At 35.9% G+C, this 26,128-nt stretch carries 12 protein-coding genes; 1 reads left to right on the top strand and 11 read right to left on the bottom strand.

Features of this window, described 5'->3' with window-relative positions:
- The 3 genes from BZG01_RS11000 to BZG01_RS10990 all read right to left on the bottom strand — a co-directional run.
- On the bottom strand, positions 1 to 2,333 hold a 2,333-nt coding region (locus BZG01_RS11000), incomplete at its 3' end, for a BspA family leucine-rich repeat surface protein (protein ID WP_143470885.1).
- A 152-nt stretch (positions 2,334 to 2,485) separates the two neighbouring features.
- On the bottom strand, positions 2,486 to 3,541 hold the full coding sequence (locus BZG01_RS10995) for a PorP/SprF family type IX secretion system membrane protein (RefSeq protein WP_101309885.1): 1,056 nt from the start codon (positions 3,539 to 3,541) through the stop codon (positions 2,486 to 2,488).
- A gap of 32 nt (positions 3,542 to 3,573) precedes the next feature.
- Positions 3,574 to 13,104 (bottom strand): T9SS type B sorting domain-containing protein, encoded by a 9,531-nt coding sequence (locus tag BZG01_RS10990; RefSeq protein WP_101309884.1) that lies wholly within the window; start codon positions 13,102 to 13,104, stop codon positions 3,574 to 3,576.
- 320 nt (positions 13,105 to 13,424) lie between these two features.
- Between BZG01_RS10990 and BZG01_RS10985 the strand changes: the two genes are divergently transcribed.
- Complete coding sequence (locus tag BZG01_RS10985) at positions 13,425 to 13,619, top strand: hypothetical protein (protein WP_101309883.1); 195 nt, start codon at positions 13,425 to 13,427, stop codon at positions 13,617 to 13,619.
- Between the two features lie 415 nt (positions 13,620 to 14,034).
- Here BZG01_RS10985 and BZG01_RS10980 read toward each other — a convergent pair whose 3' ends face one another.
- The 8 genes from BZG01_RS10980 to BZG01_RS10950 form a co-directional block, all read right to left on the bottom strand.
- Positions 14,035 to 16,026: a hypothetical protein gene (locus tag BZG01_RS10980; protein WP_101309882.1), complete on the bottom strand. Its 1,992-nt coding sequence runs from the start codon at positions 16,024 to 16,026 to the stop codon at positions 14,035 to 14,037.
- 59 nt (positions 16,027 to 16,085) lie between these two features.
- The gene (locus tag BZG01_RS22115) at positions 16,086 to 16,226 is read right to left on the bottom strand and encodes a hypothetical protein (RefSeq protein ID WP_425436096.1); all 141 of its coding nucleotides are present in this window, start codon (positions 16,224 to 16,226) and stop codon (positions 16,086 to 16,088) included.
- Positions 16,216 to 19,377 (bottom strand): efflux RND transporter permease subunit, encoded by a 3,162-nt coding sequence (locus tag BZG01_RS10975; RefSeq protein ID WP_101309881.1) that lies wholly within the window; start codon positions 19,375 to 19,377, stop codon positions 16,216 to 16,218. Before BZG01_RS10975 ends, BZG01_RS22115 begins: the two co-directional genes overlap by 11 nt.
- A 59-nt stretch (positions 19,378 to 19,436) precedes the next feature.
- A complete protein-coding gene (locus BZG01_RS10970) occupies positions 19,437 to 20,909 on the bottom strand; it encodes a TolC family protein (RefSeq protein WP_101309880.1) in 1,473 nt (490 codons plus the stop codon).
- Positions 20,910 to 20,993: 84 nt separating this feature from the next.
- Positions 20,994 to 24,026 (bottom strand): efflux RND transporter permease subunit, encoded by a 3,033-nt coding sequence (locus BZG01_RS10965; RefSeq protein WP_180327290.1) that lies wholly within the window; start codon positions 24,024 to 24,026, stop codon positions 20,994 to 20,996.
- 107 nt (positions 24,027 to 24,133) lie between these two features.
- Complete coding sequence (locus tag BZG01_RS10960; RefSeq protein WP_101309878.1) at positions 24,134 to 24,739, bottom strand: hypothetical protein; 606 nt, start codon at positions 24,737 to 24,739, stop codon at positions 24,134 to 24,136.
- Positions 24,736 to 25,782: a BF3164 family lipoprotein gene (locus tag BZG01_RS10955; RefSeq protein ID WP_101309877.1), complete on the bottom strand. Its 1,047-nt coding sequence runs from the start codon at positions 25,780 to 25,782 to the stop codon at positions 24,736 to 24,738. Before BZG01_RS10955 ends, BZG01_RS10960 begins: the two co-directional genes overlap by 4 nt.
- On the bottom strand, positions 25,779 to 26,111 hold the full coding sequence (locus BZG01_RS10950) for a hypothetical protein (RefSeq protein ID WP_101309876.1): 333 nt from the start codon (positions 26,109 to 26,111) through the stop codon (positions 25,779 to 25,781). Before BZG01_RS10950 ends, BZG01_RS10955 begins: the two co-directional genes overlap by 4 nt.
- Between the last annotated feature and the right edge of the window lie 17 nt (positions 26,112 to 26,128).

Below are 26,128 nucleotides of genomic sequence, written 5' to 3'. Positions count from 1 at the left end.
GTCCAGTTAATAACATGAGTTCCCTGAGTAGTATAGCTTAAAGGATCGGTTGTTGTGCCTGTGATTGTTCCCGAACAATTATCGCTTGTTGTTGGAGGAACTGCTGTTGCTGTGCATTCACCTGTTACATCAGATAGTGTTGGTGTTACTGGCTTAGTTACATCATCAACAATTACATTTTGAGGAACGTTGATGCTGTTCCCGTTGCCATCGTCAAAGGTCCAGTTAATAACATGAGTTCCCTGAGTAGTATAGCTTAAAGGATCGGTTGTTGTGCCTGTGATTGTTCCCGAACAATTATCGCTTGTTGTTGGAGGAACTGCTGTTGCTGTGCATTCACCTGTTATATCAGATAGTGTTGGTGTTACTGGCTTAGTTACATCATCAACAATTACATTTTGAGGAACGTTGATGCTGTTCCCGTTGCCATCGTCAAAGGTCCAGTTAATAACGTGAATTCCCTGAGTTGTATAGCCTAAAGGGTCAGTGGTTGTGCCTGTGATGATACCGGAACAATTATCGCTTGTTGTTGGCGAAACGGCTGTAACTGCACATTCTCTGGTTATATCTGCCAATATTGGCAATACAGGGGGAACATCATCATTCACCAGTATTGTATCTCTTGAGACGCAACCAAATGCAGAGCTTACCTCTACACTAAAAGCACCTAAAGTATCTACAGATATTATTTGGCTGGTTTCTCCCGTATTCCACAAATAAGTGACTCCTGAGTGGTTTCCTGCATCTAAGCTGACTGAAGTTCCCGGGCAATTATCCAAATCTGCGCCTAAATCAACTGTTACGGAGGCTATTTTACCTCCATCTGTAATTGTCCAGCCTTTGCTCAATAAAACGTTCCTGCCGGAATCGTCACAATATTTGCTGTATCCCCCACTAAATCTCACATTATTATTCACTAGTAATGTAGCCCAGGAATTTAATAGGGAAGTATAAATAGTAGGAGACAAAGTCACATATTTAAACATATTGTCCATTTGAGTTACATTCGAGACATTCCAATTGCTGATGTCTCCAATAAAAGAATGCGCCGCATAGAACATATATTTCATATTAGAAACCGTACTGACATTCCAATTATTGAGCCCTAATCCCTGAAATGATTCAGCGAAAAAAAACATATATCCCATGTCGGTAACCGAAATGGGATTCCAGCCACTTAAATCTGCATCGAATTTCTTTGCACTACCAAACATTTCATACATCTTATTCACATTACCGACATCCCATTTATCAATTCCCTTACCAGTAAAGGAAGTTGCTCCTACAAACATGTAACTCATATTTGTAACAGTACTTACATCCCATGCACTAACATCTGCATCGAATTTCTTTGCACTACCAAACATTTTATACATATTATTTACATTGCCTACATCCCATTTATCAATTCCCTTACCTGTAAATAAAGTTGTTCCTAAAAACATATAACTCATGTTCGTAACAGAGCTTACATCCCACTCACTAACATCTGCATCCAAACTAGTTGCATCACCAAACATCCATGACATATCTTTAACTAAACTCAGATTCGGGGGTTCAATACCATCTTTTATCGTAAGATTTGAACAGTCAAAAAAAGAATGATCCATCGATTCCCAAACAACATCTCCCCACTGCTCAATAGTCTTGATCTTTTTTTCTTCACCACTGAAAAATAAATAGATTTGAGGGAATGCTCCTGAAATTTTTAAGGTATAAGTTCCTGCTGACACATAAGTATGGGATGCATTTTTTGTGTATCCTGAATCAACAATTCCATCTCCCCAATCAACATTATAATTATAGGTAAATTCCCACCATTTGGTTGGAATACTTATATCTAAATCTCCCGCACTAACTTCCCATGTAGTTATGAATTCGTTTTGCAGGGAGTATGAATAGGTGGGGAATTCCAGAACATCTTTGCGTGTTCCTACTTCCAAGTCCCAGTCGCCATTTGTCCCGGTAATATCATCGGAAGCTGCAAGCGTAATGTTTAGTGATTTTTCGAGGTATGCTACGGCATTTTGGCCTTTTAAACCCTTGCCAAATTCGCAGGCATAGATATTTAGGTGTGTGATTCCTTTTAGAAGTTTGCTTTTTTTTAACCATGTGGCTATTTGAGGTGCAGTAAACCATTCTCCATCAATCAGCAATTCACCTGCCCTGCCATGGCTAAACAGTTGAAATGATTCCGGAGTACTTGGTAGATTACTTAAACATTCTTTTGATTTCAGATCCTTATCAATATATATGTTTGCGTTACTTCCAAAACAGGTAAGTGGGCTTATACTTACAAACAGTATAAACAATAATAAAATCCTATTATTCATATTCGAAGAGAATTATGCAATCCTTACGTTCTTACCGTATAAAGAAATGCACTCAAACAAAAAACACAGATAAGAACTCAATGATTTCAATTTATTATTTTAAAAAATGCCCACAGAGATATTGATCAGATACATCATTCGAGAAATCTTTTCTAGAAGAAGATATAACTTTTACTGTTTCTCTTGTATCGGGAAGTTTTTGTTTTACTGAAATTTCGATCAGCAGCTCTTCTTTCTCTCAATCTACTTTCCCTCTTCATTTTATTTGGAATGTCGAAATTGATTCCTAATGTAATCTCATGAGTTCCGTCACTGCTGTCAGCAATTAAATTGTTTGTGTAATAATCGTATGAATACCCAATGTAATATTGATTGTAATTTACCCCTACCATTCCCACAATCTGATCGTTTGTTCTGTAAGATGCAGCTATCCAAAAATGATTGATGAACAACTTTGCTGACAGATCGTAATAAATATCAGAATCCATTGTTTTACGAACAATAACCGAAGGTTCTAGATCGACAAGGTCTTTTAAATGAAATGTGTAACCTGCTGTTGCATAAAAATGACGCATCATGATATTATCATTGATATTGTTATCTCCCATTTTAACAGAAGATTCAAATAAATGAGCTGCTGATGCTCCTACAAAATAATCATCATTATACAAATAAACACCAAAGTTTGCATCCGGCACATAGGAAACTTCATCCGGCCCTGCTTTTGGATCATTAACCGGGATGTATCTTTTATCAAACTTAAACTGATAAAAAACACCTCCCAATCCGAATGAAAGCTTTGTTCCTGTTTGCCCCAGTTTACTTTTTGATAATTGCAAGTGGTAGGCATATGAAAACTCAATTCCTGTTCTAGCAACTTCTCCTGCTTTATCGTTAAAAAAATATCCCCCCAAGCCAACTCCCATTTGCTTATTCCGCCGTGATAATGGATTTCCTTTTACGTTACAAGTGGTACATTTATTACTCATATTTTTATTAAAACTCAATGCCTGTGTTTCAGGAGCGCCTTCTACTCCCGACCATTGCTGACGTAAACTTAAGCGCAAAGGTGAATACATCCGGCTTCCTGCCATGGCAGGATTGAGTAAAAATCCATTCTCCACATATTGACTATAAAGTGGCAATTGTTGAGCTTTTCCTTGAGTGAATGCAAATAGTAACACTCCTAGAATTATTGTTATTCTCATTAGAATCTAAGGGTCAGGTTTAATATTATCAATTAACGGAGAATTGTTACAGTTCCCAGTATCGGCTTTTCATCATCAAGTTCTACAGCATAATAGTATGAACCTATAGGTAAATTAGTATTTCCATCGGCTCCAGTCCATGGCTCACCGCGATACTGATTACCAGTTCCACTAAATTTATAAACTGCTTTCCCCCATCGATCGTAAATCACAATCTTAAGGTTTTGCACAAACTCGATTCTATCAATATCCCAATAGTCATTATAGCTGTCATTATTTGGCGTAAATGCTTTTGGTATTGTTATTCTGTTTTCGTATAAATATTCCAGTACAATTGTTGAGTCTAACTGACAATTATTTTTATCAATTACACTTACGATATAAGTACCTCTTCCCAAATCCTCAATACTTGTTCCATAATATGGATTCAAATCCTGATCAGACCAATTAATGGTATAATCAAGAATCCCTCCGGTAACATCAATCCGAATGGAACCATCATTGGCATCAACTGTAGTTGGGCGACTGGCTTCGGCTTCTAAAACTAACTCATCAGGCTGAACAAGCTCCATACTGGCTATATCTGAGCAACCATGCTTATCAACAACCTTGACATCGTAAGTCCCGACAATTAAATCTGAAGCAATATCTGTTTCCTGACCATCCGACCATTCGATTGTATAGTTTGGTGTTCCTCCTGTTATATCAACGGTTGCACTTCCTGAATTTGTTCCATAACACAATATATCCTGATAATCATTAATTTCAGCGATCAATGTATCCGGCTGGTTCAACAATTTAGATCCCGAAGTTTCACATCCGTTATTATCAACAACCACATATGAATAATCCCCGGATTCAATATCAAAGATATCCTTAGTGATACTACCATAATTATCCCAGTTAACCAAATAGGGTTCAGTACCCTCCGAAATATCCAATTTAATCCAGCCATCTTCCAAACCATAACAGCTTGGTTCTAAAAAACCTGAAACTGTAACAAAAATCTGCTTAGGTTCTACAATTTCAATAGGAGTTATTTCTGATTTACATCCCTTACTATCTGTAACCTGAACTGAATATGCTCCTTCAGAAAGTCCTTGCTGATCCTCATTTGTTGGACTAACTCCAGGCCCTCCCCACAAGTAAGTATAACCCGGAGTTCCTCCTTTAGGATGCAGGTTGATGTAACCGTCAGTCCTTCCAAAGCAGGAAATATCTTTCTTCCAGAATTCAGCAACAAGCTTGTCTGGTTCATTAACCACAACCTGCAAACTCTGACTTTCATAACCGGGATCGCCAGCCGAATCGTATACTGTTACAGTATAAGTACCAGCTTTTAAACCGGAAACATCTTTATCTGTACTTCTAAAATAGTTATCTCCTGTCCATGAATAAGTTAAATTTTTAGGATCACTTTCTCCTAAAACATCAACAGTAACCGCTCCATCAGCTCCTCCCGGACAGGTAACATCTGTATTGGAAGTGACAAACAGCAGTAATTTGTCTGGTTCATGAACTTTTTTAGCATCCTCAATCCTACACTCATTTGCATCTAATACAACAACATCATAAACACCCATTTCCAAACCATTCACAGAAATATTTCCAGTGACATTTGACGATTCAGCGTATGAATATCCGTTCGGTCCTGAAATCAAGAAAATATAAGGAGGGGTTCCTCCGGTAACTGTTGCCGAAATCTCTCCATCACGCAAACCTACGGCAGAAATATCAATCGGAGTTACAGTCAATGCAAGTGAAGTTGGTTCTGTGATAGCCTGACTTCCTAAAACAGGAGGACATCCATATTCTGAAGTTATGGCATAATCATATGTGCCAGGCTCCAGATCTAAAATATGTTTTGCTGACGATAAAAATCCTGCTCCATTTGTCCAGGCTATTGTATAATTTGCCGATCCAAAATTCACATCCAATTCAATCTCACCATCAGCGGCATTGTTACAACTTACATTTTCAACATTTGCCACACTGGCTAACAAAGGATCCGGAGCAACTAATTCATATGTATTGGTTGCCGTTTGACCAACTGACGTTGCTGTAACAGTATAAATGCCTGCTGCTAATCCTGAAATTGTTTCTCCTGTTCCACTGTATCCGGCAGGACCAGACCAAGCATAAGTAAATGTTCCATTACCTCCTTTGGCATGTGCCCTTAATTCTCCCACAGGACTTCCCGCACAACCAACAGCTTGTCTTTCCTCAATATAAGCGAAGGCCATTCCTGGTTCTTCAATTATTATCGATTTTTTCACTGTTGAACATCCGGAAGCGTCTGTTGCGACAACGGTATAAACGCCTCCCGCCAGATTCTCAATCAAGAAACTGTTGTCATCGTAATTATCAGGACTAACGGACGAATATCCTCCTGGCCCTGTAACGGTAAAACTATAAGGAATTGTACCTTCTAAAGTTTCAATAGAAAGAATACCACTTTTGGTTCCTGCAACATTAATGTGTTGTTCTACAACTAAGCCCAACTGGATGCTCAAACCTAAATTTAAGTCGACTCCGTTCTCCGAAGAGCAGTTATTCTTATCAGTAATCAGCAGACTATAATCACCGGCAACTACATTTTCAATATTTTGAGAATATGATCGGTAATCGCTTGGTCCTGACCAGCTGTACCTGTAGCCACTATTACCACCATAAGGTGTGATTCTAACAATACCATCAGTAGTATTCTTACATGTTGGCAATACAATATCTTCAATTAAGAATCCTATTTCCCCCGGCTCAGCAACCGTAACATTTTGTTCAAACACACATGAGTTTGCATCAACAATTCGAAGTACATAATCTTTCGGTGCTTTATCTGAGAAAAGACCCGTTGTATTTTCATATTTAATTGTTGAATCTTCAACTTCTTCTAAAGAATACACATACCCAGGAGTTCCTTGAGCTGCTTCAACAAATATTTCACCCGATTCTTCCCCATTACAATTTGCAGCCTTAATTGTTAATTCGTTCGCAATTAATTCCTGTGGTTCAATTAATTCCTGACTCAAAACCGAAGGACAATTAACAGCATCAGTAACAGTTAATTCATAAGTTCCTCCTGACAAACCAGAAATATTTTCAGTACTGGCCGTAAATCCAGCTGGACCTGCCCATGCATAAGTGTAATTAGGAACACCACCTGTTATAACAGGATTAAATTGTCCTTTGTTATCATTATAACATTTCAAATTATCAGGATGCAAAAGCATAACTATCTCAGGATTTGAATTCAAAGTAATATCCTGCTCAGGAGTCAGACATAGGTTCTCATCCGAAACATGAACTTTGTAGTCACCGGAATACAATCCTGTAATATTTTCATTTGCCTGAACCACATTATCTAAAAAGTAAGATAGGTTTCCAGTACCTCCGGAGGCTGCAACCAAAATCTCTCCTTCTGGAATCGTAAAACAAGTCAAATCCTTTGTTGCAATATTATCGATTAACAATTCGTAAGCATCAAATATATTTACGATGGTATCAAATTCACAATTCTTTCCATCAGCTACAGTAATATTATACTTACCAGGTGTTAAGTTTAATGCTGTACTTTCCCAAGTTGTTTTGTTGGTTGATGTTGATGCTGAAAAATCAATTCCAGCCTCATCTTTCCAGAAAAATTTATATTCCGGATACTGAATATTTGCGACTTTGGCAACAACCCGTCCATTTCCCTGCCCAAAACATTTTACATTATTGGCTGTAATTTCCAGGGAAACATTCGATTTGGTTCCTAACTGAACCTCAATAACAGATTCAATTTTACACAAAGAACCATCTTTCGCTACAGTATTATAACCATAAATCACTTCAACTTTGTAGAATCCAGAAACAGTAACTTCAATTACAGCATTGGTTTCTCCTGAAAGGGCTGTATAAGTTCCAACCGTTCCATCTGCACTATAATACCATTGGAATGTTGTACTGCTGTTAATAGGAAAACCCTTTACATGATCCAAAACTGCAACATCACTACACCACTCTTCACGAGGCTGGTCGAAGCTACCTTCAAAAGACGGTGGATCCTCATCTCCTCCAGGAACACTCGGCACTAAAACGAAACCCGTAGTATTATCATCATCAAAATGATAATTCACAGGATGATCTCCGCCGGAACCTGATGATCCGGCAATATCCGTTAAGGAAGCATTGTAAATTTTACCAAACAATCCTGATGGTTTATATATAAACGCTTTGACTCCAGGAGTACTTGCTTTTAGGAAAGCATAAGAACAACGTACACCTTCCATTTTTAAATCATAAATAACGGTAATCGTTTTTCCTGATTCAATGGTATTGTTTTCGTATCCGAGCGTGAATTCCAAATTGGTAAAAGTATTGTCACCATAAATCTGTCCTTGCTCGAAGAAAGTCACAGAACCAAAAAATCCTTGTCCTGCTCCTTTTATTCTTATGATCCCATTATTCATAAAATCAACAAAACCAAACGTCACATCAGTATTGGTTTCGCAATAAATTCCGCCTCCATTGGCAAATGTAATTTTTGTATTTACTGCAATAAAATTCAATCCTCCTGTAGTATTCATCTTCATGTTCCAGCCTGTTGGCTGATCGGAAATAACAGTCACGATAGAACCGCTCATATCAAACTTACGAACCGCATCAGGATCACCCAAAGACAATGAGCTGAATCGTCCGACAGTAAAATAATTACCTTTTGTTGTAACAGAACCACTCTCCAAATACAAATCACCGGAAGTGATCAGACTGGAATTCCAAACCCATGACTGTGCATCTCCATCGAAGATTACATCACCATCCATCGATTTATTCGCAAAATCAACAATTTTATCACCTGCCAATCCATCTCCAATAAACTCGAAAACACCACGCATACTCATCGACATGTTTTCGGTTAAATCCATGAATCCTCCAATTTGCAGATTTGCATCAACGCTGAAATTTGCATCAGGATCCACATCGTCATACCAAGTCATGCTGTGACATTTTCCTGCGGAGCTTAACTCGACTAATTTGCTTCCTAAAAATGAATTCGCAGTAAAAAAAACATCATCGTTTAAGGTAGGGACACAACCTTCTTCGCTACCATCCTGAGTACGACTCCAGTTTTCATGATTATCCCAGCTATCGTCTGTTCCTTTTCCAACCCAGTACAGAGCGATTGGAGCAATTGCTCCATCAGTAATCCACCCTGTAACATTTCCTAAATCGAATGAATTTGTTGCAGTATAAGTTGCTCCTTTTGAGCCATCACCATTAATATCTTTCAGTTCAAGGAAATTACCTGTCACATTATTTGCCGCAAGTATTGTAGTTTGTTTAGAATCTTTCGTAGAATGCAACGATATTGGAGCAAAACAACTTCCTTCAGCAAGAAGGTAATCCATTTCATACGTTTTGCCATTCTGAAACTGGAATTCAAACCCCCTGCCTAATTCAACTGTTCCAAATTTATCATTACCAGTAACTTTACCATTATTTTTAAATTGAAGATATTCAATATAAGGCACAAAACCAGAGACATCGTATGCTGAAAATTCGCCCTCATCCTCAAAAACTATTTTATTAAAGTTAATATTATGAGACGCAGCACCTATAATTGATACTTTTGCATTATTTGTAAAAGTTATTGTACTATTATCCGACAATAACTCAAATCCAAGATCAGCATAGGCATCAGCAAGGTTAAAATAAACAGAACTACCAATTACATCTTCTCTTCCAGTAATTTTAACCTGTGAATTTCTTATGTCTAATCCTCTTGAATTAACACTGTCAGTCGGATCAATAGAGGTGATACTTTTACATTCTAAATCGAAACCATCGGTTACTAATTTACCGTAGCGGATGAAACAATCACCTTCCATAATCATATCATCGAGCAATTTCCACTCTCCGCCATTCCCATCAAACTCAACAATATTTGGAAATACATATCCAAATGTATTTATCTCCTGCAGTTCGGTTGCTCTAAAGTAAAAATTAACCACTGCGGATAGATTAATATCTACAGCCGAATTAAAAATAAGAGAACCATAAATATAAACACCTGAAATATCAGTTGCGCCCATTTCAAAATTCGGTCTCGCAGCTTCAGATCCAGTCCAATCCATTGTTCGGCAACGAATATCACTGGCTCCGGTATATACTGTTTGTTCTGTATCTGTAAATGAGCCATCATCAAAAAATACATTGTCTTTTGCTGTTGGCACACAACCTCCCGATTTAATACCAGAAACTGTTGACCAATGATTTGGATCATCCCAATTTCCTGTTCCGCCAACCCAATACAAATTGGTTCCTGCTGGTTCATTTTCAAATTTCCAACCGTCAGCACCACCCAAGTTTATAGATGCTTTTGCAACAAATGCATCTGCAGGCTCAGCATTTACATTTAAAATGTTAACTGAATTTACTGTTATATTAGTTGCACCCGTCTTCGCTTTAAAAATTGCAGGATCGGCACGCGAACCTGTTATATCAATAGTTCCTTCGCAGGCTCCGTTAGCAATTACATTACCAAGCACAAAAGTCTGACTGCTTTCAAACACATAGGTTTTCCCAACAGCCAATTGAATACTTTCGGCAACAAAACTTATTTCAGAAACATTCTTTTTTCTGAAATAAGTATTTCCATTCAACACAATATTATTAAATGAAATATCGTCTGAGTAAGTATCTATGTAGGCATTTCCATCAGCATCATCGAAAGCAACATTATAGAATGTTACCGGAACAGCTCCTTTTGAAACAATTAAATCGCCTCCTGCAGTAAATATTATCTCCGAAGTACCAGCATCAAAAGTAAATCCGTCAGGTGAAATTTCAAATTGTTCCAATTTAAATGTCGAAGATCCTAATGTTAATGATCTTGTATTAGCTACACCAAAATTAGAAATAAAACCAGCAGCCTCAATATCCTGGTTATTAGAGTTCAGATCTCCATTCTCTAAAAGAATTGTACCTGATGTCTTTAATCCGCTATTCAAAGTCCAGCTTCCTGCAAGCCAGGAATCATCATCTTGTTTAGTTCCTTCAAAAACGAGATCGCTAAGTAAATCTACTGTCCCCGTATTAATATTGGAAGGATTCTCTGATTTAAAATAAAAATCACCTGAATATGAATAATTGGCATTTACCATGCCCGAAAAATCCAGACTTCCAAAAATACATATTGGCTGATCTCCTGTGAAACTCATTAAATTGGCATTCGTCCAGATCATATCCAAACACTCTGCTGAACTCCCTTTTTTAGATATATTTACTTCATAACTGTTTAAGACTTTTGCATCTTCGAAAATAACCACATCTTTTCGGTTTGGTAAACATCCTCCCAACCAGTTTCCAGCTTTAAACCAATCATTATCAAGATTTCCCGTCCAATAAACAGTACCTCCGGTTAAATCGTCAGGAAAAACCCATCCATCATATCCAGAAATACCTATCGATTCATTTGCAGTTAACGAACCAATTCCTCCAATAACATTTACATCCTCAATTCTTAGTCGAAAAAGATCCGATGACGACACATCACAATCAAAATAGGCAACACCATTTTCTCCTTTAAAAGAAATGTATTCAGAACATGTACCGTGGGCTATCAAACCATCTGCCTTTGTGATTTTCTGCTTACTACCAACATTAAACAGATAAGATTTACCCTTGGTGAAAATTAATTGATCGAACTGATGATCGCCTAATAATTTAGCATTCCCTTTAAACTCAAGAGACTCAAAAGTCGGCTGAGCAGAACCTTCATTCGTTAAAAACACCTGTCCATCAGGGTAATTGAACGTTACTTTCCCGTAAGAAATAAAATCAGAAGAATTATTATAAAGTTCCGCACCATCTGACAGCAATCGAATCTCAGAATTATTACTTAACAGAAAAAAATTACTGCCGGAAACATTCCATGCTTTGGAAACACCATCAGCTAAATCAATATCTGAATTTATCATATCCAACACTCTATTATAGGTGCTGTTTGAAATAAATTGCCCAACAGTTAATTTGTTTCCGTTAAGATGCAAACTTCCTTTATACAACTCAAAATTATTTGCAACAGTAATGTTTGTTGTAAGAGTCCAATCACCATCACCAATAAAAGATACAGAGCCCACAAAATTTTTATTGATTGCAATTGTATTGGTATTATCTCCATTAAACTGTGTTTCACCAGCAACATTCCATGTACAGTTTCCTGCAGCAAGAGATCCAAAAATCTCTATATTTTCAGCTCCCTGCAAAGTGGAATTATCATTAATCGAAAGGGCTTTACATTCTGCAGGAATATTTATAGTAACTACAAACGTGGCTGGTATTATTACATTATTATTTCTGGATGGCACACAACCCGAATTCCAGTTGCCTGGTGTTCCCCACATACCATCACCTGCTCCACCTGTCCAGGTATAATCTGCGGAAGATGGTGCAACAAAATTCCAACTCGCATTATTCCCTCCTAAGTTATAGGAGTTATTTGCCAAAAATGGAACCGCATTTCCACTTGCGTTGATATTTTTAACCTTTAAATAATTTAGATTAACCAATTCAGCTGAAATATTTCCACCAAGAACATCTCCTGTAATAGAAATATAGGCATAACATTCTCCCAGAGCCTCAAACTTAGTTTTTATATTTTGAGTACCATCGTAAATGGAATAACTGTGACCAGCAGTAAAAATCAAATTCTGAATATCGTTTTCCCCTTTTAAACTTCCATCCAATTCAAATGTTATATCGTTAAAAGAGGTAAGAGTAACATTACTTTCTATCGCTCCATTGTTCACTTGAAAAAGAACATCGTAAAAATCAACTCGCTTAGTTCCAGTCGTTTCAATTGTTGAATTTGCTGAACTAACAATTATTTTTGAATTTCCCGGATACAGATTTAAATTATCTGTTTGAACAGACAAAACGGATGTTCCGCTTTTTTGAAGATTAATTATTGAAGAATTTAAATAGAGCTCCCTGGATACCGGGTTTTCAGCAACAAGACTTCCACAGGTTAATTCTGCTTCAATACTTAAGGTTCCCTGATTAAAATAAACTGTATTATCAAGCAGATTCATTTCACTGGTAATTCTCCAACCTCCATTGTTGTCAAAATAGAAATCTCCATTAAATGAATTTCCTCCAAAATCAATAACATTGCCAAGAGTATTCGCTCTAAAATAAAGAGGACGATCAAGGTCAATGATCATCTGGGTATTAAATTTCACTCCTCCGTAAATTACCAAATAATGCGCAATATTATTATCCGTTTTCAGAACAGGCATGTTTTGTACATTGCCCCAATACATATTCAAACAACGTGCTACACTAGTAATTACCACTTCTGCTCCCGGATCTGGAAAAGAAAATTCATCAAAATACACATTATCATCTTTATCCGGCAAGAGGGCACCAGGGTTTACCTTTCCGCCTGGCTGATCACTCCAATGCTCTATATCATTGAAATTACCCGAACCACCAATCCAGTAGAAATCACTTGCTTCTGCAGATAAATATGTTAATTGTAAAAATAATATTAGTAGTAGACTTGCTCCATTTCTTTTCATAATAATCGGTTTTCCTATAAATCGACATCCTAATTGTCCTAGGTAGAAACATACATTCCTTTGCGTTAAAGAATCTTTTGCTTTGACGAAAGAAAAATAAATAAGTTTCAAATTTGGCGAAAAATTTCAACATATTATTTATTACCCCAGAATATTTCTTTCTGTCAAAGTCTTATTTTAACACATTATATGCGTGAGAGTTTCGTTTAAATAATTTTAAACACTGATAAGCATAACTAATCAAACTTAAAAAAAAGCATTATAATTCTGATAACCAGCAGATAAACTTTTTGTTAAGGTTTCTAAATTTGCAAGTAAATATGTATTTAGACATAAAGCTTGCTGATATGGTTGGAAAACAAGACAAAACATCTCAGTTAAGTATTTTTGACACCTCCCTGAAAAGTTTCATCAATTTAAAGCATGAGTTTGTATTAATTGAGCGGGTTAACAAAACAGCAAAACAAGAGGGAATAATATTGCGTCAAACTTACACCATAACTTTAAAGCACTGATGATAGACCAGCGTTTTCATAATTATCCGAAAAGAAGAAATAAAGCCAAAGCTGCATTACGAAAAATCAAGACTAGCGCAGGTCGCCAGGTCAGAGATATAGAAAGACATTTTACTCTGTCCAACAACATAAATATTAAGAATTACTGATCATTATTAAGAAGATCTTAGCACAACAAAAAGGAGATAAGAATAAAATCTACAGCATCCATGAACCGGAAGTTAGTTGTATTACAAAAGGAAAAGAAGCAAAGAAATTTGAGTTTGGAAACAAGTCAGGCTTTATCTTAGCCAAAATCTCAAAAAATAGTAGTTGGCGCTGACAGAACCAAACTTTCTTTCAAACAATTTTGAGCACTTGAAAAATGAAACAGTAAGGCTGACCATGTAAACATTAGAAAATAAAATTTATGGATTTACCACCAAATTTGTTTGCCATCTTTTATTGTAAAAATACGTTCTTCTTTTCCTTCAGAAAAATTACGCAACCATAAAAGGGCATTAGATGGAATATGATCATACGTTATCATGTCAGTCATGGCTATTTTTTTTCCTAAAGATTTCCACTGATTATCCCAATAAAATAATTCGTAGTACATACCGGGATAAATACCGTTTTTATCATTTCGAGGACAAATTCCAACATGAGTGATCTCTGTTATGGAATCAAGTTCAAGTCCAATCCAGATAGGATTTTCGGCGTACTCCTTCATAATTATATTCCCCGTAGGAGCATCCTGCAACTTTGGATTTGTTTTCCACTCAACATAAGTTAGTATGTCTCCATCCGTCATAATCTTTATCTGCTCACTGCTAAGTTGAGATGATCCAAAATATCTTCCGGTTAATTTTTTTATACCCGTTGAATCAGCATGATAAAAAGCTACTTCGGCCGGTCCATCCCAACAAGAAGCAACTCCTTCAGGAAAAACATACCGTATATACTTGCTCTGTACAGATTTAATTTTCAGAATATTCTCTTGATATTTCAACCGATCTTTGATGGAATAAATTGTTCTGCTTTTTGAAAAATTAAATTTATCCCCAGTTTGGAATTGTCCATCGATTAATGCGTCACAACGAGCTTCCCTATCCTTAGGAGGATATTTCCTGTCAAAAGTAAAAGATATTGTAGACAAAGAATCTGGAATATAATATATTGGATTCCCAATACTATCAGCTCTAAAAGGATAAGTAACAGGCTCTAAATGTTCGTCTTGTAACACTGCAGCCATATACATATAATCATTCGTTCCAACATTTTCGAATACAATTCCAGAACAATTATTCTTAGCTTTGTCAATTGGCGACCATGAACGATCTCCAAAAACATATAAATAAACTATTCGTTTATCTATAACATTAATATTTATGTTTTTAACATTTTGAAAATTCCTGCTACCATCCTCCATAAATTGTTGATTCACTATACTCTGATCCAAAACCCTCGCAAATTGCTTAAAATAAATTTTAGGGGCAAAATCTCTTAATTTATGTGATGGATCCCAATCATCAAACGCAAAATATTGCCATTGTTTCGAGGAATCAAGTAATGCATTCATATTATGCCCTACATTTCGATTCCCCCACCAAGGGAAAGTTATTATAGAAACAGGAACTCCTATTGAGCGTAAGATGCATTCACCCATGCCAGTTTGTCCTTCACACCCCTCAACAACCATTCCTTTTGCCAATTGAGATGGTTTAATATTATTCTCCAATCTGGAAAGCGCATGAGAATGTGATACCTTATTTCTAAAAAGCTTATTCATATATGAAGTCACTTCAAGAACATCTTTGGGATTTTTAATCGAATCGACAACCCACTTAAACTGATTGTAAAATTTCTTTCGCCATCTGTCCGGAGCTTCGTTCCCATATCGATAAGGCAATATATATCTGCAAAATTCATCAAGAGAATATTGACGGGCCCAAGGGAACTCCCATGCCTTAAAAGCATAATCAATATTTTCAATTAAAAACTCAGAATCAATTGTTTGAGCATCAGAACAAATTTGTCCCCGATATCTTCCCAAACGATTTTCATTCAAAAACTGATTTACATACCGATCAATTGCTTTTCCCCGAAGCTCATTATCAAAACATTCATCACCTGATTTAACAGAAATTCTGCAGACAGAAATACTATCGAATAGTTCATCATACCGATTATGGTCTTCTATAGCAAAATAGAAGTGATAGGGCATATTCTCAATAAGAAAATAAGCGGCTTTCAACTTAAGACTATCTTCTTTTGTTTGATAATGCTCAATAACTTTCTCAAGTTCAAACCTATTCTCTCCTGAAAATTTTAAAGTGTTTTTTACTCCGGATGGTACATTTTGTGTACATGAATTTAGTAAGAAAGCTATTAAACCAAATAAAATAATTTCTGGAATGGATTTCATTTAACAATAGATTTATGAATTAACATGGTTTTTATATACTATTCAATGATTAGTTGATATTATGAATCTAATCTTGCCCATTGGATTCCCTCTTCATTATTTGAAAATAAAATCAGGCTGGATTTCCTGCATATGTTTTTCTTCAGTATTAACCCCCCAGCATCTTTTGAATCCAAGGAATCACATCTATTATTGCCCATCACGAAATATTGTTTGTTTTGTATTTTTAGTAACCCACAAGGGCAGGTAAAATATGATTGCCAACAACGAAAATAGCAATCCTCCAATTGTACCCGCTGCCAAGGCAAACCAAAACACTTCATTTTGCCCGGATAACAAAAAAGGAACAAGCCCCAAAATCGTTGAAACAATCGTTAGTAAAATCGGAACAATTTTATGATTAAATGCTTTTATATAAAGCTTAAAATCACTCCTTTTTTCATCCAAACGTTTTAAATTATTTTGATCGTTAATAATGTATAACGCAGCATTTACGGAGATTCCACACAATAAAATAAAGGCCGCATATCCCCCTTGATCGAAATTAAGCTCGAAAAAACTAAACGTAACAAACACGCCAATAAATGAGATTGGGATCATTCCAATAACTGCCAAAGGTTGAAGTAACGATTCTAATAATATGGCACATATAAAATAGATAATCCCAATTACCAACAAAATTAGCCAGTAGGATGTTCTATCTTCATTACTCCACCAAGATCCATAATTTGCTTTTTCAGTTCGATACCCAATCGGTAATATTTGTTGAATTTTTCCGATATTTTCATCCAAAACAATTTTACCAAGTTGCTGTGGGCCAATAAAATCGTACTGAACGACCAATTGGTATTCCTGGTTCTTTTTGTAAATATCGTTACCCGTGCGTTCCTTTCTTACCTGCGCCAGATTATCCAATTTCAGACTACGATCACTCAATGATATGGGTAAATTACGTAACTGCCACATATCAAAATGCCCTGCCTGGTCAGAAACCATCCTAAGAGTTTGTAATTCTCCCTCCAATAAAAATTGCTGAGAGCTTTCAGCTCCTAAAACTTCCCGTAAATAATTGTATATTTTATTATAATTAGAATTTTGTAAGGTCATTAAACTTCCGTCAGCATAGAATCGATACTCATGCTTTAGGTCCGCCCCCCAACTCACACGCCCTACAATATCGGCTTGCTTAATTCGGGTATGTTTTAACAATTCTTTCTTCAAACGTTCGGCATACAAATAAAGTTCTTCGTAATTGTATCCGTACAGACTAATATGCGAATTGCCTCCTCCTTCCGCAATTTCATTGGAAAACCCACGCCCTACACCAAACACTCCCCAATCCATCCCTCCCATACTGATAGCTTTATCTGTAATTAAATTCTTAAGTTGATATGGAAAAAATGAGTTCTCCACTTCCGGTTTAAACGAAATTTGAATCTGTCCATTTCTTGAATTCCAAATAGAAGTTTGGAATTGATCAATTTCATCAAACTTCGATATAAAATTCTCCATCAACATCATGGCTTCATTCAACTGAACAAGGGTTGCTCCTTCTGGCATCTTCCCTATCACATTCAATTTAGTACGTTCCGGTTCGCTGTAAAATGAATTGGCAAATACATTCTGTGCAAAAAATCGCAAACTTCCCCCCAATACCAATTCGGCTGTTTCTTTTACATTGTCCTGATACCAGGAAGAACCTAAGCTTTTATTATATACTCCATACCAAAAACCATCTCCCTCCAACTTTTCGGGAAGTAAATGTACAGGCAAACCAAAAGCAAGCACAATTACAATCACGAAAGCCACCTGCCAATGTTTCATAAATAAAAGTACCGAAGCATAAGCTTTCGTAAATGCTAACACTCGTCGCTTTCTCCGAAAAAACAGTTCATTTTTTTTTGGTTCAATAGGCAACTTTTGCAACAAGGCGGGAATCAAAAACAAAGCAATGGCTAGGGAAACTGCCAAATTAATAATCATAACCAAAGCAAAATCGATTAATTTTATTTTTTGCTCCTCACCCAAAAAGAAAATAACACTCAATGAGCCTATTGTAGTAAGCGTTGCAGCCAATATTGCCAAAAAAGCCTTTTTATTTCCCTGGTACCGCAAATGATCTATCATTACAATGCTGCTATCAATCATCATTCCCAATGACACAGTGATTCCTGCCATAGCATACAAATGGATCTCCAGTCCTAACAAATAGTAAAAGACAACTGCAACTGACAGATTAATCAGCAGACTAATCAGAATTAAAAACAGATAACGCCACCGCTTACTAATTAATAGCACAAAAAGTAATAATATCAGTAAGGATAAACCTGTTCGCCAGGCAATTTTTCCCAATTCTTTTTGAATAAACTTAGTAGCATCATAGCTATTCAAAATTGAATAACCAGCAGGCAAACTAATCTTCAGATCCTCTATCTTAGCCTTTACTTTGTCCGCCAGATCCAATTGGTTAGCTGTTTTTTCAGCATATACAACCATATTAATGGTATTCAAACCATTAATCCGAAAATAGCTGTTTGGCTCTTTTTCTTTATATCGTATTTTGGCAATATCTCCCAGATAAACAATTCGTTGTTCTACTTTTCCTACAGGAATTCTTTCAGGCTTAAATTCTCTGTTATTACGATATGAAAAATACACCTGCTTTAAAATAGAGGATTGCAAACCGGAAGCATTCTCCCAGCCAACACCCAGCTCTTTACTCTTAAAATAGTTACTCACCGCAATTTGTACTTCACCAATCTTCATGCCCAATTGCCTCAACTTTTTAGCTTGATAACAAACTTCCCATTCGAAAGGATTAGCTCCATAAACCTCTACAGCATTCACACCCTGCAGCAAACTAATATAGGATACCAGATTTTCTTCAGCATACTTTTGGATAAAATGGGGACTGGCACTTCCATTTAAAGTATAAACCAATAAAGAACTTCTCCCTTCATCCCCTGTCTTCACTTGGATATAGGGATAGCTTACACCTTCCGGCAATTGGGGATACACCTGTCGAATGAGGGTAGCTACCTCAAAACGTGAAACATCCATATTGGTGCCTTTGTTAAAAAAAATCTGAATGTCTCCCTCTCCTGCGGACGATCTGGATTTAATCTCTTTTACACCTTTTATGGAATTAAAAACACCCTCTAACCTCGCAGTCACCTCTTTCTCAAGAATTCTACCACTACTCTTGTGCCACGAATATCCAACTGTAATACCAGGCAATTCGCGGGATGGATTCAGCTTTACTGAAAGTGAAGGCAATAGGCTGCATCCAATAATAAAAAAAACAATAAATACAACAATTATAGAAAATGAAGAGTTCCGGTTTAAAGACATTTGTGTGTTACTTTATAGTTTTATAATGAGCGTATCTATTGTTCTATTACGAAGAAAAACTAAATTCCCAATTCTGCCTTCAAAGCTTTTCCAGATCTAAAATCGTAGAATGTTAACATCTGAATGGTATAATAATACTCCCAGTAATTTTTCAAACTTGTAATATATTCCTCTTTGGATTGATCCTGTTTATTTAAGGCGTCATCCAATTGCAAAACACTGGCTTTTCCTTCTTTAAAAAGTTCCAGCGTTACCTGATAAGATTTTCGCGCAATTTCATCGGCTCTTTGTGCATTGTAAACCAATTCTCCCTGAAGGTTAAAATCAATAACTTTACGACTCACCTCCTGTTTAAAGTCAATCTGCTTTTGCTTTGAGGACAAGCGGATTACTTCCCGATCACTTTGTGCCATTTTGTAATTCCCTTTACGTTTGCCCCAATCTAAAATAGGAATCTCCAAACTCATCTGAACTTTCTGCTGATTTAAGGGGTTTTGATAGGCATTATAAAATGTTTCGGATTGTTGATTTAAACCATAGCTTGCAACAAGATTGGCTTGAAAATGTCTGGCTTTTCTTGCTTTGTCAACTTGCATATCAGCTTCCCACTCATTTTGCTGTTCTTCCATTAAAAGAGGATGATTTTTTAAAGCCAACTCAAGTGCATTGGTAACATCTACAATTAATTTAGGAACATCATCAGGCAAAATCAAATGCTTTAATTCATTTTCATTAAAATCCAAAAACACATTCAAATTAAACCTTGTTTGCTGCAATTCTTTTAACGATTTTGCAAGATTCGTTTTTGCTTTCAGAACATTCAATTCTAAATTTAACAACTCATTTTGTTTGATTGCAGCAATCTTAAACCTCTTTTTTCCCATTTCGTATAAGGCAAATGCATTAATTTGATTAGAGCTATCCATCTCAACATTCAACTGAGCCAAAACCTGATCAAAAAATAATCCTACAGCTGTTACATTCACATTCTGTAAATTGAGGATATACTCTTTTTTTGCCTTCTCGAACTTTAAAGGTTCCAATTTGCTCTGCCATTTAAATTCATTAAAACCAAACAAAGGTTGTGATAAGCCAACACGGACAGGTGTAGAACTATAACTTTTACTGCTTCCCTCACCATAACTCTCCAATCGTCCCAAATCCGAATCCACATAAATGGTTCCTCCTGTAAGTCCAATGTTTTGGGATAAAGACATGCGTGTATAAGAATACATACTTTGTTGTTCTCTATACTCGTCCTTATCGGTAATAGAATTGTATCTCTGCGTAAAAGATCGATTGTAATTAAAAGGAGTTACAGCCAAACTCAGATTAGGTAAACGATCGGCCACATAAGCCTTATACTCCCACTGCTGAGACAAGTACATATTCTTCTGAATAAAGGCATCCAAAGAATTACTTTGAGCCCTATCCAACACCTGGCTCAAAGTGAGGTTTTGTTTTTGACCATGAGCAAATACAGTACTCAGAAATATCAATATTATACTTACTAAAATTCTCTTTTGAAACATAAATAATCGTTTTTATTCAATCCGTTTAAGCGACCAGTGGCAAGCTTTATTTCCATTAACAAAGTCATAATAATTAAGCAGGTACTATTTTTTCCTATTCAAATAATAATAACAAAGAGGCACAAAATATAAACTCACTATAGTTCCAATTCCCATACCTCCAATAACAGTTATTGCCAAAGGTTTTTGCAAATCGGAGCCCAGACCATTTGTAAAAAGAAAAGGAATCAATGCCAATATGGTGGTTAAAGAAGTCATTAAAATAGGCTTTAATCTTCGTTGTCCTCCAGTACTGATGGCGCGAATCAATCCATAACCTTCCTCTTTTCGAAGACGGTTGATCGTATCAATTTTTAGAATCGAATCATTGATAATGATTCCTGACATCACAATAATTCCTATGAGAGACATCAAATTCAGACTTCCGCCAAACATGCTTAAAAGCAGCAAAGCACCTCCAATATCGATCGGGACCTCCAGCAGTACAATTAATGGCTGACTTAATGATTCAAATTGCGCCGCCAAAATAAAATAAAGCAACAGCAAAGAAATTATCAGAACCAGTCCCAGCTGCCTCATTAATACCCGATTTGAAAAAACACTTCCCGAAAAGGATAAATTTACATCTGGATATTTTCTGTTGATTTTACGAATCTTATTTTGAGAAGACAGCAAATCCGATTCCTTTATATTTATATTAAATGGAAGATATTCTCCTTCTTTTCCGGCAACAATACTTTTCAAACTAACACGGGATTCCTCACAAACCAATTGGTTTAAAGAATAATCATCACCTTGCGAATTCTGAATAAGAGTCTTTTCCAGAATATTAGAAATTCTCTTTTGCCCCTCACCCAAAACAATTGGAACAAAACTCTGATTCTCTTTAATAACCGCCAACTGATTGTCGTTAAAAGCTGTTCGTAACTTTTGATATACCACATCCGGCTCCAGATTATAACTCAGCAACTGAACAGGATCAATGGTTAGTTGCAGCTGTTCCTGCATACTTTGAGATATTTCCAACTGATCAGAAAAACACTTTCGAAAATCCTTCTCGAGTAATTTCAATAAATTTACCTGTTTGGTTTCCTCACTACTCCGCACACTTAATCTGGCAACTAGAGGAGCTTCATTAGCTCCAAAAATCTGCTCAAATAAATTCGGTGGTGCATAAAATTGAATTCTGGCTGAAGGATATTGCTCTGTTAAATAATGATGTAATACATTTTCCACCACATGCATTCGCTTTTCGTTTTCCGTATTTAAGTAAATCCGACTCTCCGAACTCGAGAATTCTTGTTCTCTATTTAATAAATACTGCTGTTCTCCAACCAAGGCTGATGATTGCTGAATAGAATCGACTACCAAGGAAAGCAGTTCCTTCACCCGTTTTTTATTCTCATCGACATGAATCCGGGCATTCCAATCTACTTGCAACATTAACTCATGCTGTTCAACTTTTGGCAAGCGGGATTTCTCCATTTTAAATATCAAAACAGCTCCAACAAAAATGAACATTAAAAAAAACAAACTGGAAGCCAACTGATTTCGAAATACCAAACGAAGTCCTTTTTCATACAATTTCGCGTAATCAACACCACTAATTTTAGACACCAGACGATCCATTCTTCCCCTTCTTTCTTTTCTGTAAAATAAGCGATAATACACTGGCAGTAAGCTTATAGAAACAAAAAAGGAAACGAAAAGACCAATAGTTACAGCCATGGCTTGATCGTAGAACATGGCACCTGCTATCCCCGAAATAAAAATCATGGGTATGAACACTGCACAAGTAGTTAAAACAGAACTCAGAAGTGGACGAATGACTTCATTGGTTCCTTTCACACAAGAGGAGAATAAATTCTCCCCCCGTTCCCGGAACTGGACAATATTATCAATAACAATAATCGAGTTATCAATCATCATTCCAATTCCCAATACCAAACCGGATAAAGAGATAATATTTAAAGACAAACCAAGCAAATGGAAAAAAAGAAGAGAAATAATTAGAGATGCAGGAATGGATATCCCAATCAGCCAGGGAGCTTTAAAGTCTTTCAGAAAAAAGAACATGATCAAAAAAGCCAATCCCGCTCCCCACAATAAACTCTGTTTCAAATTGTTAATTGAATAATCCAATAAACGAGTCTGATCCTGAGAAATTTCAAACGCAATCTCGGGATAATCTTTTTCAAAAATCCCAACCATCTCTTTTAATTCCTCCTCCATTTCCTGAAGGCGGGCATCCGATTGTTTGATAACTGCCAAAGAAATGCCTTCCTGTCCATTAATTAAGGCCATGCCTTTTCGGGGCTGTGTAACAATTTTCACTTCAGCCAGATCTTTCAACTGGATCAACCGATCTCCGGCTTTCAAATAAAGTTCCTCAATATCCTTCTTGTTTCGCAAGCGGGAAGAAAAACAAATGCTGTACTGATAGTAGCCATCGCGAATACTTAGATTCCCAAAATCGATATTATTCTCTTGAATAAGTGTTTCCAGATCTTTCAATATGAATCCCAATGATTTCATCTGCAACTCATTAGGCACAATCAATATTTCCTGAAAACTTCGTCCTGTTAAATCTACCATAGCCACTTTGGGCATTTGTTCTATTCGCTTTCGAATTACAGCATCGGCAAATTCGCTCAATTCCATAAACTTCTGCTCGTTACCTTCCTGCTTTAAACTTAAATTAAGGTGAAATACAGGTAAATCACTTGCGCTGGCCTTTATCACTTTAGGCCGTGGCATATCCCTTGGCAGGGAAGACATGGCCCGATCAATTTTTTCGTTCACCTCGATGTATGCCAAATTAATATCACTGCCATAGGCCAATTTCAAGCGAATAATTCCACTGCCATCACGGGTTTCACTGTGAATATCCTCCAAATGTGCTACCTGCATCAATTGCCGCCGAACAGGAGCAACAACCGAATTTTCGAGCACACGGGCTGAGGCATTCTTATAATTCATCTGTACCGTTACTTCCGGAATCGAGATGTCGGGCATTAAGGACACTGGCAAAAGCCCAATAGATACCATCCCCAACAAAAGAATAGCTATAAATGTCATTGTAACAGCAATGGGGCGGGAAAGTAGAAATCGAACCATAAGTTTATTTAATAATTTATCAAAACAGACTACACATAGCAATATATATATACATTTGTATATTACGACATATTCCATGAATTAATTAGAAACGAAAAAAATAGGATCTAGTCCCCTCTTAAATCTTGAGGATACTCAACAGTTTTTTTACGTACTTTTTCAAAATACAATTGTTTAATCTTCTTGTTACGTATCGGATTTCCTATTAATACAACTTTATTGTCACTATCCAAAAGAAAAGTGTTAAATCGCTTGTCTTTTTTTAAGTTATTTTTTCTTCTTAAATCATCTAAACGATCAAAAATAAGTGGATATGGAAACCTAATTGTACTTTTATTTATTTCCTTGAAAATTTCAAAATTATTTGTAATAACATAAAAATGAAATGATAAATTTAATTCGCTACCGTAATCTTGTACTAATTTTTTCCATTCTAACAATTCATCGATACAAACAGAGCAATCTCCGTCAATTCTTGTTACAATTTTGAATTCTTTATTTTCAATACATTCTAGATTAAAATCGCGACCAATAGTTCCAATAATTACTGTATCACTTGGTAAAACCAATTCTCGATTCATCCAATATTTAACGACTTTAGCATATTCTTGACTTTTCTTATTACTGTTACAGGTGCTAAACAATAACATTATTAGGAAAACAGAACTTATTATTAATCCAACAGGATAAGATAATTTACACTTTGCATTCATTTTATAGGAAATTTTACCAATTGTGGGTAGGGATTTATTGTCAGACCACATATAGCACCATTTTCATCAATATCAAAAGTTCTAATATCTATATCAAGTTTGTAGTACTCAACAGGCACTCCCAAATGTGTGAAAACGAATATTTTATTCCCCATATACGCTTCCATTCCAAATTCCTTACGTGTGCGCCCCGAATATAATGCATAAATAAAATTATCCTTACTTACAACGTCTAAAAATCCTATACAAGATTCTTTTGCGAAAACAACTCCATAACCAAAATCTGAATTAGGTGTAAAATCTGGTGTAAATAATTGGTAAGCATTTTCCTTTATAATCCCATTTCTCTTTTTAGAATAAAAAAATATCTCACCAGAAGCTAATGTATATCCTGTAAAATAACCATTAATACTATTGGTGAAATGTGTCTGATAAGCCATACCTTTATTCATACTCGACATATTAGGATAATCATCAATCGGGTAATCGTCAACATACTCACATAAACCAATACTATCCATTGCACTTATTAATAATCTTCCTTTATTTTGAAACAATCCTGAACTTACAAAAAAACCATTTAAACGCACAGTATTTGCAATTCGTTCTTTTTCAATGTTAAGGTTTCTGTTCAAAATTATTTTCAGATTACAATGATTTGGTTCTATATCTGCCTCATAATAAGTAGTATTTAAATCATCGTAAAAACCAATCTTCTGCGATTCCAACAATTCAAACCGACATATCATCCCGTATTCTCCTGGACCTCTCCCCTTTAAGCATAAATTTTTAATTAAGGATAAATTATTTAAATTAATTACCTTAATGAAATTATGTGAATCGGGATCTAAAACAAATAGTAAAGAATCCGAGATTCTCAAATTAGTTGGATTTCCAAATAAATCTTTATCATGCTCTATTTTTTGAGAACTTAATTCCCTTTTTATAGAAAAACTATTTTCAAATTGTTCGTACAGAGAATGTTCAGCACATGAGTGGAACATTAACAGCACAAACAATACACACATATATCCCCTTATCATAACTTCATTTTTTTTGATCGATTTTTAAAATATACTTTTATCAGCTTATTATCATCCTTTTTAATAATATTTAAAGTATCTGATTGAGGCTCATAATATATTGAATCACCAATGCTTAACGAGTCCCAATTTTCCATTAGAGTACCTCGATTAAATAAACCAATAGAGATAGTCTTTGTTTCTTTGCCTTCATTTTCAAATTTGAGAATAACAACATGTTCTCTTTTATTATAAAAAAAATCCTCTACTTTACCTTTGATAATATTCCCAGATAGAATCTGCCCCTCTATTGTAATTAGTATAATTAACGTCGTTGCAAGTAATTTCATTTCATTCGTATTTAATC

Origin of the sequence: Labilibaculum manganireducens (assembly GCF_002843385.1) — a bacterium.
GTDB lineage: Bacteria > Bacteroidota > Bacteroidia > Bacteroidales > Marinifilaceae > Labilibaculum > Labilibaculum manganireducens.
Note: the sequence above shows the minus strand (reverse complement) of the source record. Positions and strands in the feature narration are given on the sequence as shown.

Bases quoted from the DNA above. Each gene is read 5' to 3' on its own strand.
- BZG01_RS10960 (WP_101309878.1), bottom strand. From the start codon at position 24,739: ATGAATGCAAAGTGTAAATTATCTTATCCTGTTGGATTAATAATAAGT.
- BZG01_RS10955 (WP_101309877.1), bottom strand. From the start codon at position 25,782: ATGATAAGGGGATATATGTGTGTATTGTTTGTGCTGTTAATGTTCCAC.
- BZG01_RS10975 (WP_101309881.1), bottom strand. From the start codon at position 19,377: ATGTCTTTAAACCGGAACTCTTCATTTTCTATAATTGTTGTATTTATT.
- BZG01_RS22115 (WP_425436096.1), bottom strand. From the start codon at position 16,226: ATGGGCAATAATAGATGTGATTCCTTGGATTCAAAAGATGCTGGGGGG.
- BZG01_RS10980 (WP_101309882.1), bottom strand. From the start codon at position 16,026: ATGAAATCCATTCCAGAAATTATTTTATTTGGTTTAATAGCTTTCTTA.
- BZG01_RS10985 (WP_101309883.1), top strand. From the start codon at position 13,425: ATGTATTTAGACATAAAGCTTGCTGATATGGTTGGAAAACAAGACAAA.
- BZG01_RS10965 (WP_180327290.1), bottom strand. From the start codon at position 24,026: ATGGTTCGATTTCTACTTTCCCGCCCCATTGCTGTTACAATGACATTT.
- BZG01_RS10950 (WP_101309876.1), bottom strand. From the start codon at position 26,111: ATGAAATTACTTGCAACGACGTTAATTATACTAATTACAATAGAGGGG.
- BZG01_RS10970 (WP_101309880.1), bottom strand. From the start codon at position 20,909: ATGTTTCAAAAGAGAATTTTAGTAAGTATAATATTGATATTTCTGAGT.
- BZG01_RS10990 (WP_101309884.1), bottom strand. From the start codon at position 13,104: ATGAAAAGAAATGGAGCAAGTCTACTACTAATATTATTTTTACAATTA.
- BZG01_RS10995 (WP_101309885.1), bottom strand. From the start codon at position 3,541: ATGAGAATAACAATAATTCTAGGAGTGTTACTATTTGCATTCACTCAA.